Source organism: Bradyrhizobium sp. Ai1a-2 (assembly GCF_000426245.1).
In the GTDB taxonomy this organism is placed as follows: domain Bacteria; phylum Pseudomonadota; class Alphaproteobacteria; order Rhizobiales; family Xanthobacteraceae; genus Bradyrhizobium.
On record NZ_AUEZ01000056.1, the window covers coordinates 1 to 13,635 of the forward strand.

Here is a 13,635-nt window from a genome sequence, read left to right on the forward strand (position 1 = left end):
GGGCTCGGTCACTACGAAGGACGCGGTTGGCGTGGCTTCCATCATCACGCAACCCTGTGCATCGCAGCTTACGGCTTTCTGATCGCCGAACGGGCGACGATTCCCCCCTCACGACCTCGTTCCGCCGCGCCGGTCCAGGTACCTCCCTTACCCGACAATTATCGACCCAGAGGCTCCGCCCGCGCGGCCTGAGCGCCACATCCCAAACTCGATCGCAACCATGCGCATGCGCCTGATCCAGGCGCTCATCAAAACCTTACCGCGATGTCCTTGTTGCGGCGGCGTCGCTGCATCAAAGGGACGAAGAAAACCCATGACGCAGTAAGACTAACCCACCCTACGAACTATCCCATCATCAGCGCCACGCGGCCGATCGCCTTGCGTTCCAGCAACAGGCGCATCGCCTTCGCTACATCCTCCAGCGGCAGACGATGCGAGATGTTCGGGCGCACCTTGCCGGCTTCTGCCCACTCGGTCAGCGCCTTGATGCGCACCGCGCCCAGCGCCGGATTCCGCCGCACGGCCTCACCGGCACGGACGCCGAGCACGCTGGCGCCCTTAATCAGCAAGAGATTGGTGCGGGCAAGGCCAATGCCGCCGGTGAAGCCGATGACGAGCAGCCGCGCGCCCCAGTTGATGCAGCGCATCGAGTTTTCGAACACCTCGCCGCCGACCGGATCGAACACGACGTCGGCGCCATTTCCGTTCGTGATGCGCTTCACCGCGTCACGGAACGGCTCGCGCGCGTAGAGCACGAGATGGTCCGCTCCCCTCGCCTTCGCGATCGCAAGCTTCTCCTCGCTGGACGCAGCCGCGATCACGACGGCGCCGAGCAGCTTGCCGATCTCGACGGCAGCGAGGCCGACGCCGCCACCGGCGCCATGCACCAGCAGCACCTCGCCGGGTCGAAGCTGACCGCGGTCGATCAGCGCATGATAGGCCGTGCCATGCGCGGCGAGGAAGGTCGCGCCTTCAGCGTAGTCGAAGGTCGACGGCAGCGGCGTGAGCTGCGACGGTGCGGCCACCGCCTCGTCGCTGAACGCGCCGTGGCGCATCTTCACGATGACCTTGTCACCGACCCTGACGTGACCTGCGTCATTCACCTCGACCACGTCGCCGGCGGCTTCCATGCCTGGCGTGAACGGCAATGGCGGCTTGAGCTGATACTCGCCCGCCACCATCAGCACGTCGGGAAAGTTGATCCCCGCGGCGCGGATCGCGACACGCACCTCGCCTGCCTTCAATGGCGCGGACGAAAATGTTTCCAGCCGCAGGCGCTCGGGCGGGCCGAGATCGCGGCAGACGACGGCTTTCGGCATCAGGCTGCCCGCTCCTTCTTGCGCTCCAGCGCCTCGCGGATCAGCGGCAAGCGGTCGTTGCCGAAATACATGTCGGTCTTGTCGATGAAGATGGTCGGCGAGCCGAATCCACCGCGCGCCATCACTTCATCGGTGTTGGCCTTGAGCTGGTCCTTGATCGCCTGCTCACCGATACCGGCGAAGAATTTTGCCGGATCGACGCCGACCTTGTTGCAGATCCCGGTCAGCACCGCATCCTGCGAAATATCCTTGTCATCGCCCCAATAGGCCTCGAACACCGCGCGTGCGAACGGCACCATCCTGTCGTTGCCGAGCCAGATGCAGCCGCGCATCGCCTTGACGCTGTTCACGGGAAACACCGTCGGCGGCATCTTGATCGCAAGGCCTGCCGAGCGCGCCCAGTCGGAGAGGTCCTTCTTCATGTAGCGCGCCTTCAGCGGCACCGGCTTTTCGCGCGAGGAATAGACGCTCGGATTGACGGTGTTGAAGATGCCGCCGACCAGGATCGGCCGCCAGGAAATCTCGGCGCCGAACTCCTTCGCCAACGGCTGGATGTTGTGGAAGGCGAGATAAGTCCAGGGGCTGGAGCAGTCGAAGAAGAACTCGATCATGGTGGCGTTCCCTTGAATAGAGGCGTTTATTGTCGGCCACACTGTCATTGCGAGCGGAGCGAAGCAATCCATCTCTCCGCGCGTGGAAGCATGGATTGCTTCGTCGCTCCGCTCCTCGCAATGACGGTAATGACGGTGATGAGGAGGCTACGGCCTCCCCAGCATCTCCTTGGCGCGCTGGCCGAACATGTTCTTGCGCGCCTCCTCGTCGAAGGCTTCCTTGACGAACTTGCCGATCGCGAGCCCGGCCTGCACCTGCGGCCGGGCGCGCACTTCGGCGTACCAGCGCTTGACGTTCGGGTAGTCGTCGAGCGTGAAGCCCTGCGCCTTGTGGGTCATGGTCCAGGGGAAGCAGGCGATGTCGGCGATCGAATAGTCGCCGGCGATATATGTCCCGGTCTTGCCGAGCTGGCGGTCCAGCACGCCGTAGAGCCGCGCCGCCTCGTCGCGGTAGCGCTCGATCGCATAGGGGATCTTTTCGGCGGCATAGAGCGCGAAATGGCCGTGCTGGCCGAGCATCGGCCCGAGCCCGCCCACCTGCCACATCACCCACTGGATGACTCCCAAGCGGCCGCGCATATCCGTGGGCAGGAAGCGGCCGGTCTTCTCCGCCAGGTAGATCAGGATCGCGCCAGTCTCGAACACCGAGAACGGCTTGCCGCCATCGGCGGGCGCATGGTCGACGATCGCCGGAATCCGGTTGTTCGGGCTGATCGCCAGGAATTCCGGGCGAAACTGCTCGCCGGCGCGGATATTGACCGGGATGACCTGATAGGGCAGCCCGAGTTCCTCCAGCATGATCGAGATCTTCCAGCCATTCGGCGTCGGCGCGTAGTGCAGGTCGATCATGGTTTCCCCAAAGGTCGCGTCACAAAGACACTTGTTGTTCTGTACCTCGATCATAAGACATGGCAGACAGGCGCTCAATCCGAACCGAGGGAGGCCATCCATGCTGTTTCCGACCACGATCGCAGGCTCCTTGCCGAAGCCGGAATGGCTGGCCGAACCCAACACGCTCTGGGCGCCCTGGAAGTCGCAAGGCGACGAGCTTGCGCGCGCCAAGCGCGACGCCACCCTGCTGGCGCTGAAGCTGCAGGAGGATGCCGGGATCGATCTCGTCACCGAGGGCGAGCAGGCGCGGCAGCACTTCGTCCACGGCTTCCTGGAGAGGGTCGAGGGCATCGATTTCGCCCACAAGGTCGAGATGGGCATCCGCAAGGACCGCTATAAAGCCATGGTGCCGCAGGTGGTGGCGCCGCTGCAGCTCAAGGGCCGCGTCCATGCCACCGAGGCCCGCGTCGCCCGCACCCACACCACGCGCAAACTCAAGTTCACCCTGCCCGGTCCGATGACCATCATCGACACCATCGCCGACCAATATTACGGCGACCGGATCAAGATGGCGTTTGCCTTTGCCGAACTGCTGAACGCGGAAGCCAAGGCGCTGCAAGCCGACGGCGTCGACGTGATCCAGTTCGACGAGCCCGCCTTCAATGTCTACATGGACGAGGTCCGCGACTGGGGCATCAAGGCGCTGGAGCGCGCCGCAGAGGGGCTGACCTGCGAGACCGCCGTGCACATCTGCTACGGCTACGGCATCAAGGCCAATACCGACTGGAAGAAGACGCTAGGCGGCGAGTGGCGGCAATATGAGGAGACCTTTCCTGTGATCGACAAGAGCACGATCCAGCAGGTCGCGATCGAATGCCGCAACTCGAAAGTGCCGATCGAGCTGCTCGCGCTGCTGCCGGGCAAGATCGTCCAGGCCGGCGTGATCGATGTCGTAAGCGACACGGTCGAGACCGCGGAAGACGTGGTCAGCGTGATCGAGGCGGTCGCGAAATTCGTGCCGAAGAGCAACATCATCGCCACGACCAATTGCGGCATGGCGCCGATGCGGCGCGACATCGCGGAAGCCAAGTTGATGGCGCTCGGCGCCGGCGCCAGGCTGGCGCGGCAGCGGCTCGGCTGATGCCGGTTGCTTCGTTTCCCGCGTTGATGGCTGTTGCGCTGCTGGTCGCAACCTTGCCGGCGCAGGCCGGCGAGCGCGACCAGCTCAACGCCTGTCAGGCTTTGGTTGAACGAACAGCGCAACCGCAGAAGCCAGAGCCCGACACGCCGGAAATCGCGCGCTGCCGCCAGATCATCAAGGAATGGACGCTCCGGGATTCCCGCATGAGCGTCGATCAGCAGGGCCGGCCGTTGCGCTGACGTCAAGGCGTTGCGCTTGGATGCAGCACGGGCCGATAACCGGCAGCGAACGCGCGAACCGTCGAGGGCGGCGTCAGCAGCATTGCGGCATCGGCGTCGACGTCGCCGCGAGAATAGCCGTTGAACGACCAGCGCAGCGGCTTGCCGCTCACGATGAGAAAACTCTCCTCATCCGCCTGCACCATCGCTCCGTCCGGCAGGTTCGCGAGCGGCATCGGCAGCGGATGCAGCCGCTTCCTGCCGCGGTCGAGCCGCTCGCGGTGCAGCACGGCATCGATCTCGAACGCATGGAGGTTTTTCGCGCCATTGCCCTGCTCCCAGGCGGCGCGAAAGCGGTTGGCGTCGTCGCGACGGCAGAAGAAACACGGGCGATGGCCGGCAGCGAACGCCGTGGCTTCATCGAGAAAGAACAATTCGGTCCAGCTCCGGCCGCCCATCACTTTGCGGCGCCGGCCGCGGAATTCGCACACGCATGTCAGCCACGCCGGGCTCGACCAGCGCTTTTTCAGGAGCGTCCTGGTGGCGGGATCATGGATGATGCCGCGGTTGCCGGTGAACAGCCCGCGGTGCGGCGTGGCGACGATATCGCCGGTTGGCATGACGCGGTTCTGCAGCGGCATTGGAGCGTTCACGATAGACCGCAATGATTCCTGGCAGCGAATGGCGAGTAGCGAATGGCGAATAGTCCCTCTATTCGCCATTCCCCATTCGCTATTCGCCTTCCATCACGCCGCGCCGTCGCGGATCGGGGGTTGGAACGAGAGCGCGGTGTCCCAGGGGAAGAAGATCCAGGTGTCCTGCGATACCTCGGTGATGAAGGTATCCACCAGCGGCCGGCCCTTCGGCTTGGCGTAGACGGTGGCGAAATGGGCGTCGGGCATCATCTCGCGCACCATCTTGCCGGTCTTGCCGGTGTCGACGAGGTCGTCGACGATCAGGAGCCCCTTGCCGGTGCCCCCGCCGAGCCTGGCGGTTGCTTCCGAAATGCTCTTGAGGACCTGAAGGTCACCCTGCTTGGTGTGGTCGTAGCTTGCGATGCAGACGGTGTCGATCACACGCACGCCGAGTTCGCGCGCCACGATTGCCGCCGGCACCAGACCGCCGCGGGTGATCGCGATCACCGCATGGAATGGCCCGACCTCGTTGAGCCGCCAGGTCAGCGCCCGGCAGTCCCGGTGGAACTGGTCCCACGACACCGGGAAGGCCTTGCCTGCCCGCTCCTGCGCGCTGAGGGTCGAATCCGCCATCTTTCTCTCCAAGAAGTCTTTCTACTGTCCTCCCGCGCCGCTTTAGCGGCTCGCCTGCAGGTTCGCCAGCATCTCCTTCACCGCGCCCATTGCGGCTGCGAGCTTGTTCGGATCGCGGGAGCGGACGACCAGATTGGTGTTCGGACGCTGCTCTTCGTCCAGGAACGGATAGCTGCCGATGATGGTGTCGGGATGGGCATTGGCGATCTCCCTTAAGGGTCCGCCGATGTCGCCTTCCCTCGCATTGGCGCGAACCGAATCGGAAAGCATCCGCACGCCCGACTTCAGGCGCGGCGCGACGATGTCCATCATCGCCTGCATGATGGTCGGTATGCCCGCCATCACGATGACGTTGCCGAGCTTGAAGCCCGGCGCGAGGATGGTCGCGCTCTGGATCAGTTCGGCCCCGTCGGGGATCCGCGCCATACGCAGCCGCGCCTCGTTGAGGTCCTGGTCGCTCCAGCGCTCGCGGAAGCGCGCCACCACTTCCGGATGGTGGTCGATGCCGACGCCGAACGCCCTTGCCACGCTGTCGGCGGTGATGTCGTCATGGGTCGGGCCGATGCCGCCGGTGGTGAAGACATAGCCATAACGATGGCGCAGCGCATTCAGGGCTGCGACGATGTCATCCTCGTCGTCGGCGACGACACGCACTTCCTTCAGGTCGATGCCGATATTGGTCAGATATTCGGCGATGAAGCCGATATTCTTGTCCTTGGTCCGGCCGGACAGGATCTCGTCGCCGATCACCAGAAGGCCCGCCGTGACGATCTCGCTCATGGTCTCTTTCCTCACCCTTTTCCGCTCCGGCCCTGCCGACGCAGCGCCTTGAAGTCGCGGGTCTTTGCTGCCGAAATAAGCAGGCGGCAGCCGGTTTTTCGAGCAGCCCCTTGAGACACCCATACCAAATGTCGCCAGCCAATGCATATCCCGCTGGCCCGGCCCTTGCTACCATCCCGTCAAGTCATGCACTGTGGCGTATGGCGTGGGAGGACCTTCGGGATTTATGGCAGTTGCGTTCGATGAGATGAACGGCCAGGGCGGCACCGAAATCCGCCAGGCCTACCAGGAGCTGTCCCGCTGGCTGACGGAGACGCCGCCGGATGCGCTTGAATATCGCCGCCAGGAGGCGGAGCTGCTGTTCCGCCGGATCGGCATCACCTTTGCGGTCTATGGCGATGCCGAAGCCCAGGAGCGGCTGATCCCCTTCGACGTGATCCCCCGCATCCTGTCGGCCAGGGAATGGGCGCTGCTGGAAAAGGGGCTCAAGCAGCGCGTGCTTGCCCTCAACCTGTTCCTGCGCGACATCTATCACGGCCGCGACATCCTGCGCGCCAACATCATCCCGGAAGACCTGATCTTCCAGAACCCGGTCTTCCGCCCGGAGATGAACGGCCAGGACGTGCCGCACGACATCTACGTGCATATCGCCGGCATCGACATCATCCGGACCGATCCGGAAAATTTCATCGTGCTCGAGGACAATGCGCGCACGCCCTCGGGCGTGTCCTACATGCTGGAAAACCGCGAGATCATGATGCGGCTGTTTCCGGACCTGTTCGCCCGCCACCGCGTCGCGCCTGTCGAACGTTACCCGGACGAGCTGTTGGCCGCGCTCCGCTCGGTCGCGCCGCGCGGTGCCGCGGCCGAGCCGACCGTCGCGCTGATGACGCCGGGCATCTACAATTCCGCCTATTACGAACACTCGTTCCTCGCCGACAAGCTCGGCATCGAGCTCGTCGAGGGGCGCGACCTCATCGTCAAGAACGATGAAGTGTTCATGCGCACGACCGAGGGGCTGAAGCGCGTCGATGTGATCTACCGCCGCGTCGACGACGACTTCCTCGATCCCCTCACCTTCCGCCCGGACTCCGCACTCGGCGTGCCCGGGCTGATGTCGGCCTACGCCGCAGGCAATATCACGCTCGCCAACGCGGTCGGGACCGGGATCGCCGACGACAAGGCGATCTATTCCTACATGCCCGACATCGTGAAATTCTATCTCTCCGAAGAGCCGATCCTGAAGAACGTTCAGACTTGGCGCTGCCGCGACCCGCAGGATCTCGCGTATGTGCTCGACCATCTCGACGATCTCGTCGTCAAGGAAGTGCACGGCTCCGGCGGCTACGGCATGCTGATCGGGCCGGCCGCGACGAAGGCGACCATCGAGGCGTTCCGCGACAAGCTCAAGCGCGAGCCCGAAGGCTTCATCGCCCAGCCGACACTGGCGCTATCGACCTGCCCGACCTGCACGGCCAAGGGGCTGGCGCCGCGCCATGTCGATTTGCGCCCCTTCGTGCTGACCGGCAGCGAACGCGTCACCATCGTGCCGGGCGGGCTGACGCGGGTGGCGCTGAAGGAAGGCTCGCTCGTGGTCAATTCCAGCCAGGGCGGCGGCACCAAGGACACCTGGATACTCGCCGACTAAAGGTTATTGTTTGCATGCTGTCGCGCACCGCCGAAAACCTGTACTGGCTCGCCCGCTATGTCGAGCGCGCGGAATATCTGGCGCGCACCATCGACGCCACCTTGCGCGTCACGGCACTGCCGGCGGCCTATATCGGCAAGACCAATGAATGGGACTCGGCGTTGATGACCGCCGGCGTCGGCCAGAGTTTTTACGACCACTATCAGGAAGCCAACGAGGCGAGCGTCGTCGAATATCTGTCGTTCGCATCAGACAATCCTTCCTCGATCAAGAACTGCATCGAGGCGGCCCGACTCAATGCGCGCTCGGTGCGCACCGCGCTGACCAGCGAGATGTGGGACACCATCAACGCGGCCTGGATCGAACTGCAGGCGGTCTGGTCGAAGGGCACCGCGAGCCGCGAAGACCTCGCGAAATTCCTGCGCTTCGTGCAGGAGACATCGCTGCGTTTCGACGGCTCCGCCTACCGGACCATGCTGCGCAACGACGCCTATTGGTTCTCGCGGCTGGGCGTGCATCTGGAGCGCGCCGACAACACCGCGCGCATTCTCGACGTGAAGTACCACGTGCTGCTGCCGGAAGAAGAGCACGTCGGCGGTCCGCTCGACTATTACCAGTGGACCTCGATCCTGCGCTCGGTGTCGGCGCTGACGGCCTATCATTGGGTCTATCGCGAGACGCTCAAACCCTGGCTGATCGCCGATCTCCTGATCCTCAACGACACGCTGCCGCGGTCACTCGCAAGCTGCTACGGCAATCTGGTACGCAATCTCGACCAGATCGGCGTCGCCTATGGCCGCCAGGGCGCCGCCCAGCGCCACGCCCGCGGCATCCGCAACAGGCTTGAGCACAGCAATATGGATGATATCTTCCAGCATGGCGTGCACGAATTCATCCAGGAGTTCATCGCAGACAATTCGCGCCTGGGTGAGATCGTGACGAAGCAATATCTGATATAGGGCTACTGCCCTCAAGTCAGGACCTAGGCCATGCGCCTGCGAATTGCCCACACCACGACCTATCGCTACGAGCCCCAGGCTTCCGGCGTGATCCAGATCCTCCGGATGACGCCGACAAGCCATGACGGGCAGTATGTCGCGGACTGGCAGATTGATGTCTCGACCGACTCTAGGCTCGACACGCATGAGGATGCGTTCGGCAATGTCACGCATGTCCTGACCCACGGCCCGCTCGCCGACCTCACCATTCATTGCGAGGGGCAGATCGAGACCCAGGATACCGGCGGCGTGTTGCGCGGCACCGATGAGCGCTTTCCGCCGAGCCTGTTCCTGCGCTCGACCGCGCTGACCCAGGTCAACCCTGCGATGGCGACCTTGACCCGCGAATTGCGCTCGGAGGCCGACGGCGAGGTGCTCGGCTTCCTGCATGCGCTGATGATGCAGATCTGCGAGGGCATGGCGTTCGACGAGGACCCGACCAACAGCGGCACCACGGCGGCGGAGGCCTTCGCGCTGAAGCGCGGCGTGTGCCAGGACTACGCGCACATCTTCATCACCTGCGCGCGCTCCGGCGGCGTGCCGGCCCGCTTCGTCTCCGGCCACTTCTTCCGTTCCGACGGCACGGTCAACCAGGCCGCCGGCCACGCCTGGGCGGAAGCCTATGTGCCAGATCTCGGCTGGATTGGTTTCGATGTCGCCAACGGCATCTGCACCACCGATGCCCACGCCCGCGTCGCCGTCGGCCTCGACTATCTCGGCGCCGCTCCGGTGCGCGGCACTCGCTATGGCGGCGGCACCGAGACGCTCACCGTTGCAGTCAAGGTCGAACAGGCCGGCCGCCCCGGCCAGTGGCAATCGCAGTCGCAGTAAGACTGCAAGCGCGACCTGATCGATTCGCGCTTCGTTGAACTGCTCTCGCGCGACCAAGAATTCCCGCAAACTTTGCTGGTCATTCCCGACGAGATCGAGGACGCGAGCATCGTGATACCTGCGCGCACGGCGCCGCCGTGTTCGATGCGCAACAGCGAGCGCCAATAGAGCGGTTGCATCACAGCTCATCTTCTCGCACACGAGCGCGCATGCGACGGATTCAATAGCGTCATCGATCAGTTCGTCGACTTATTAGAAGTCTTCGAAAAATCTGTTCTGCCGGAAACTTCGAGTGATTCAAAAATGCGGCAACTCGACGCGCACAGTGTGAAACCATAAGACGCCTACGGTAGCGAACGTCGCGTGAGGTCAAGCATCAACTCCGCCGCCACGGCGTTCGTCGGATGGGGGCACTGACATATGAATTGGAATGCGCACGGCGTCGCGCGTCGTACTTTCTTTTTTTCGCAACTCAACACTTTCAAGGGTACTGCAAGCATACTGGCGTTGAGCGGGATGCTGATCGCCGGTTCGCCGGCGGAGGCGCAGAACGCGGGGCAATCAGGGGCATCGACATTGCCGCCCGTCAACATCGACGCACCTGCGCAGCGCGCGCAGCGTCCAACCCAAGTCCGGCGCAACACCGCGTCGCGGCGCGATCCAAACCAGCGGCCAAATCAGCAGGCTGGTCGCTCGGCGCAGCAGCAGGCGACGCCGGCGCTGGTCTCGACGGCGCAGCGCGTCAACGCAGGTACCAACGGCTTTGTCGCCAGCCGCGCCTCCGGCGCCACCAAGACCGACGCGCCGATCATGTCGACGCCGGCGTCGGTCACCGTCATCACCCGCAGCGAGATGGACGTTCGCCAGGCGCAGAGCCTTCGCGATCTCCTGCGCTACGCACCCGGCATCTATTTCAGCAACGATACCGACTTCCGCTTCCAGCCGGTCAATGCGCGCGGATTCGCCGTCGAGCAATATCTGGACGGCCTGCGCCTGCAGGGTGGACCGTTCGGCGCGCCGCGCATCGATCCCTATCTGCTCGATCGCGCCGAACTCATCACCGGCCCGGCGTCGATCCTTTATGGTGCGGCCTCGCCCGGCGGCATCCTCAACCTTGTCAGCAAGCGTCCGACCGAAACTCCCTTCGGCGAGGTCCAGCTGCAGACCGGCACCTTCGATCGCATCCAGGGCGCGTTCGACATCGGCGGCCCCGTCGACAAGGACAAGACCCTGCTCTACCGCATCACCGGCATCGGCCTTAACGCCAACACCCAGGTCGACCATATCGGCGAGGAAAAATACGCGATCGCGCCGGCCTGGACCTGGCGGCCGGACCTCGACACCACGATCACCTTCCTCACGAGCTACCGGCAGGACCCGCAGGGCGGCGCCTTTGCGCTGCTGCCGCTCCAGGGCACGCTGGTGCCGGGCACCTACGGGCAGATTCCAAGGAACTTCTTCGCAGGCGATTTCAACTATGAGAGCCTGAAATACAAGCAGGCTACCTTCGGCTACGAATTCGAACACCGCTTCGACGACACCTTCACGGTGCGCCAGAACGTGCGCTATCTGCACAACGAGCTCAACTATATCGAGGTGCAGCCCGGCGCGTTCACGACAACGGGCGCCGGTCCCACCCTTCGGCTGGCTGACGGCCGCACCATCACGCGCAGCTACTTCTCGACCAACGAAAACCTCAATACTTTCGCCGCGGACAATCAGCTCCAGGCCAAGTTCAACATGGGCCCGTTGCAGCACACCGTGCTCGCCGGCTTTGACTATCAGCGCTACGACTTCAACAACCTGGCGCGCTACGCCCCCACCAACTCGCTCGACTTCCTGGTGCCGAACTACACTCAGAACATCGCGGTCCCGACCTCGGTGTTCCAGAACCTGGACCAGCACCTGGAGCAGCGCGGGGTCTATGTGCAGGACGAGGCGCAGCTCGGCAAGCTGACCGTGCTCGGCGGCATCCGCTACGACTGGGCCGAAGGCAATACGCTCAATCTCGGTACGCGCGTCCTCAACAATGACGAGAAGTCGAGCGGCCGCATCGGCGCCATCTATAATTTTGATATCGGGATCGCTCCTTACGTCAGCTATTCGACCTCGTTCCAGCCGACCAGCGTCGGCTTGCTGCTCAACGGCCAGCCGTACAAGCCGACGAGCGGCGAACAGGTCGAGGTCGGCGTCAAGTACCAGCCGGTGGGCTACAACCTGATATTCACCGCGGCGGTCTACGACCTGAAGCAAGAGAACGTGGTGAGCGCCATTGGCGGCCCCGGCATCCCGGCCAATTCGACCGCCCAGGTCGGCGAGGTCACTTCGCGCGGCTTCGAGGGATCGGTGGTCGGAAGCCCGCTGCCCGGCTTGAGCCTGCGCGGGCAATACTCCTACCTCGACAACCGCATCACCTCGCCACTGGACGTCAACTACGGCAAGGTGCTCGCCAACACGCCGATGAACACGGCCTCGCTGTGGGCCAATTACGTGGTGCAGAGCGGGCCGGCGATCGGCTTCGGCTTCGGCGCCGGCGTCCGCTACATCAGCGACATGTACACGACCAACGCCAATAATCTCACCGTGCCGACCATCGTCGCAAACAGCGCCGTGCTGGCCAACATCATTCCCGCCAGTACGACCTTTGATGCAGCCCTTTCTTACGATTTCGGAATGCGGGTCAAGGAATGGAAGGGATTGAGCGCAGCCGTGAACGTCAATAACGTGTTCGACAACAGCTACGTCTCGGTCTGCACGGCGGGCGGCTGTCGCTGGGCGGTCGGCCGCACGGTATTGGCAACGATGACCTACCGATGGTGATGGGATGACCGCACGATCCGTGAAATGGTGGTCGCTGGTCCATAAATGGACCAGCCTTATCTGCACGCTGTTCATGCTGATGCTGTGCATCACGGGTCTGCCGCTGATCTTTCACGACGAGATCGACGATCTCTTCAAGCCGGAGATCGCCGCGCGCGAACTTCCGCCCGATACCCCGGAAGCCTCGCTGATCAGGCTGATTGACGCGGCAAAGGCGCGCCATCCGGAACGCTACGTCCAAATCCTGAACTGGGACGACGACCATGCCAATGTCGTCAACGTCTTCATGTCGGAGACGCCGCTGCCGCCGCCGGGACAGCGCTTCCTAAAGCTGTCCTTCGATTCGCGGACCGCCGAGCTCCTCGGGGAAGACGCGCAGCAAGGCGGGCCGATGCGGACCATCCGCATCTTCCACCGCGACATGCTGATGGGACTGCCGGGCGAGTTGTTCCTCGGCGTCATGGGCTTATTGTTCGTGGTCGCCGTCGTCTCCGGCGTCATGCTCTACGCGCCATTCATGCGGCGGCTCGATTTCGGCGAGGTGCGACGCGCTCGCGCGCGGCGGATCAAATGGCTCGACCTGCACAATCTGATCGGCGCTGTGACCCTGGTGTGGGCGTTCGCCGTCGGCCTCACCGGCGTCATCAACACGATATCGCTGCCGCTGTTCAACGCCTGGCGTGCGCAGGTGATGCCGGAATTGATCGCGCCGCATCGCGGCAAGCCGCCGCTCTTGAAATTCGCGTCCATCGACGACGTCGTTGCCACTGCACGCCAGGCGCTCGGCGACAACACGCCCGTCAGCCTCGTGCTGCCAACCGAAGCGCCGTTCGGCACGCCGCGCCACTTCATCGTCTGGACCAAGGGAACAACGCCGATCACCTCGCGGCTATTTACGCCGGTGCTGGTCGATGCCGAGACGGCGCAACTGACCACCGCGAAGGGACTGCCGTGGTACTTGCGGACGCTGCAGGTGTCGCGCCCGCTGCATTTCGGCGATTACGGCGGCCTGCCGCTCAAGATTATCTGGGCGCTGCTCGATCTCGCCACCATCATCGTGCTCGCAAGCGGCATCTATCTCTGGCTCGGCAAGCGCAGGCCGGCTGGTGCGGCAAGGCAGGCCCCGTCTCCATCGCCTGCAGCAGCGACCTCGCTGGCCAGTTCGTGAAA

Annotated in this window: 13 protein-coding genes and 1 pseudogene; 8 read left to right on the top strand and 6 right to left on the bottom strand. The window is 63.8% G+C overall.

What is annotated here, in order from left to right; all coding sequences use genetic code 11:
* Window positions 1-192, top strand: a pseudogene (locus K288_RS50930) (IS701 family transposase); the annotation flags it as partial.
* 152 nt (window positions 193-344) lie between these two features.
* Here the strand turns inward: K288_RS50930 and K288_RS0129310 are convergent.
* From K288_RS0129310 to K288_RS0129320, 3 genes are all read right to left on the bottom strand, one after another.
* Entirely contained in the window at window positions 345-1,319 is a 975-nt protein-coding gene (locus K288_RS0129310) for an NADPH:quinone oxidoreductase family protein (RefSeq protein WP_027582768.1), read from the bottom strand.
* Window positions 1,319-1,930 (bottom strand): 2-hydroxychromene-2-carboxylate isomerase, encoded by a 612-nt coding sequence (locus K288_RS0129315; RefSeq protein WP_027582769.1) that lies wholly within the window; start codon window positions 1,928-1,930, stop codon window positions 1,319-1,321. Before K288_RS0129315 ends, K288_RS0129310 begins: the two co-directional genes overlap by 1 nt.
* Window positions 1,931-2,077: 147 nt before the next feature.
* Window positions 2,078-2,779, bottom strand: a complete 702-nt coding sequence (locus K288_RS0129320; RefSeq protein ID WP_027582770.1) for a glutathione S-transferase N-terminal domain-containing protein — start codon at window positions 2,777-2,779, stop codon at window positions 2,078-2,080.
* Window positions 2,780-2,879: 100 nt separating this feature from the next.
* Here K288_RS0129320 and K288_RS0129325 point away from each other — a divergent pair, with 100 nt between their 5' ends.
* Together K288_RS0129325 and K288_RS0129330 are read left to right on the top strand one after the other, a co-directional pair.
* Window positions 2,880-3,902, top strand: a complete 1,023-nt coding sequence (locus tag K288_RS0129325; protein WP_027582771.1) for a methionine synthase — start codon at window positions 2,880-2,882, stop codon at window positions 3,900-3,902.
* Window positions 3,902-4,141 (top strand): hypothetical protein, encoded by a 240-nt coding sequence (locus tag K288_RS0129330; protein ID WP_043161056.1) that lies wholly within the window; start codon window positions 3,902-3,904, stop codon window positions 4,139-4,141. Before K288_RS0129325 ends, K288_RS0129330 begins: the two co-directional genes overlap by 1 nt.
* Before the next feature lie 2 nt (window positions 4,142-4,143).
* Here K288_RS0129330 and K288_RS0129335 read toward each other — a convergent pair whose 3' ends face one another.
* From K288_RS0129335 to K288_RS0129345, 3 genes are all read right to left on the bottom strand, one after another.
* On the bottom strand, window positions 4,144-4,761 hold the full coding sequence (locus K288_RS0129335; RefSeq protein WP_027582773.1) for a hypothetical protein: 618 nt from the start codon (window positions 4,759-4,761) through the stop codon (window positions 4,144-4,146).
* A gap of 105 nt (window positions 4,762-4,866) precedes the next feature.
* Complete coding sequence (gene gpt / locus K288_RS0129340; RefSeq protein WP_027582774.1) at window positions 4,867-5,388, bottom strand: xanthine phosphoribosyltransferase; 522 nt, start codon at window positions 5,386-5,388, stop codon at window positions 4,867-4,869.
* A gap of 42 nt (window positions 5,389-5,430) precedes the next feature.
* A complete protein-coding gene (locus K288_RS0129345; RefSeq protein WP_027582775.1) occupies window positions 5,431-6,168 on the bottom strand; it encodes a molybdopterin-binding protein in 738 nt (245 codons plus the stop codon).
* A gap of 226 nt (window positions 6,169-6,394) precedes the next feature.
* Here K288_RS0129345 and K288_RS0129350 point away from each other — a divergent pair, with 226 nt between their 5' ends.
* The 5 genes from K288_RS0129350 to K288_RS46905 all read left to right on the top strand — a co-directional run bounded on the left by K288_RS0129350 (window position 6,395) and on the right by K288_RS46905 (window position 13,633).
* On the top strand, window positions 6,395-7,816 hold the full coding sequence (locus tag K288_RS0129350; protein WP_027582776.1) for a circularly permuted type 2 ATP-grasp protein: 1,422 nt from the start codon (window positions 6,395-6,397) through the stop codon (window positions 7,814-7,816).
* A gap of 14 nt (window positions 7,817-7,830) precedes the next feature.
* On the top strand, window positions 7,831-8,775 hold the full coding sequence (locus tag K288_RS0129355) for an alpha-E domain-containing protein (RefSeq protein WP_027582777.1): 945 nt from the start codon (window positions 7,831-7,833) through the stop codon (window positions 8,773-8,775).
* Window positions 8,776-8,805: 30 nt separating this feature from the next.
* A complete protein-coding gene (locus K288_RS0129360; RefSeq protein WP_027582778.1) occupies window positions 8,806-9,645 on the top strand; it encodes a transglutaminase family protein in 840 nt (279 codons plus the stop codon).
* A gap of 516 nt (window positions 9,646-10,161) precedes the next feature.
* Window positions 10,162-12,465 carry a TonB-dependent siderophore receptor gene (locus tag K288_RS0129370; protein ID WP_160169018.1) on the top strand — a complete coding sequence of 768 codons (2,304 nt, stop codon included), beginning with the start codon at window positions 10,162-10,164 and terminating at the stop codon, window positions 12,463-12,465.
* Between the two features lie 4 nt (window positions 12,466-12,469).
* Window positions 12,470-13,633 (top strand): PepSY-associated TM helix domain-containing protein, encoded by a 1,164-nt coding sequence (locus tag K288_RS46905; RefSeq protein WP_043161058.1) that lies wholly within the window; start codon window positions 12,470-12,472, stop codon window positions 13,631-13,633.
* The last annotated feature ends 2 nt before the right edge of the window (window positions 13,634-13,635 follow it).